The 758-nt window shown below is 64.5% G+C and carries 1 protein-coding gene; it reads left to right on the forward strand.

Annotation, left to right across the window (positions count from 1 at the left end):
• Window positions 1-758: serine/threonine-protein kinase (locus A5791_RS02160; RefSeq protein ID WP_156660953.1), on the forward strand; the 758-nt coding region annotated here is incomplete at both ends.

Here is a 758-nt window from a genome sequence, read left to right on the forward strand (position 1 = left end):
CATGACACCGACACCGACCGGATCGTGGCCCTCAAGTTGTTGCCGGCGAATCTGTCGGAGGACGACGACTTTCAGGGCCGATTCCGCCGCGAAGCCCACGCGGCGGCGCGGTTGAACAGCCCGCACGTCATCCCGATCCATCACTACGGCGAAATCGACGGCCGCCTGTATGTCGACATGCGCCTGGTCGAGGGCCGCGACCTGCAGACCCTGCTGGCTGACGGGCCGTTGGAACCCGCGCGCGCGGTACACATCATCGGCCAGGTCGCTGAAGCTCTGCACGCCGCCCACGAGGTGGGTCTGCTGCACCGCGACATCAAACCCTCCAACATCCTGCTCGACCGCAACGACTTCGCCTACCTGATCGATTTCGGGATCGCCCGCGCCCTGGATGAAACGCGAATGACCAAGTCCGGCCATATGATTGGCACCTTTCAGTACATCGCACCCGAGCGGTTAGATAACAGAACAGAAGATGCCCGCGCCGACATCTACTCGCTGGCCTGCGTGCTATTTGAAAGCCTGACCGGACACCCGCCCTTCGAGGAAGACACGATGGCGCGCCTGGTCGCCGCACACCTGAGTACCCCCCCGCCGCGACCCTCGACCACCCAACCCAATGTGCCTCCCGCTGTCGACGAGGTCATCGCGACCGGCATGGCCAAAGACCCCGACCAGCGATACGCGACCACAGTGGAGTTTGCCGATGCCGCCCGCGACGCGATCACCGAGCCCATTCAGCGACCGGCAGCGAAGCC

The organism is Mycobacterium sp. 852002-51163_SCH5372311 (assembly GCF_001667115.1).
Taxonomy (GTDB): Bacteria; Actinomycetota; Actinomycetes; order Mycobacteriales; family Mycobacteriaceae; genus Mycobacterium.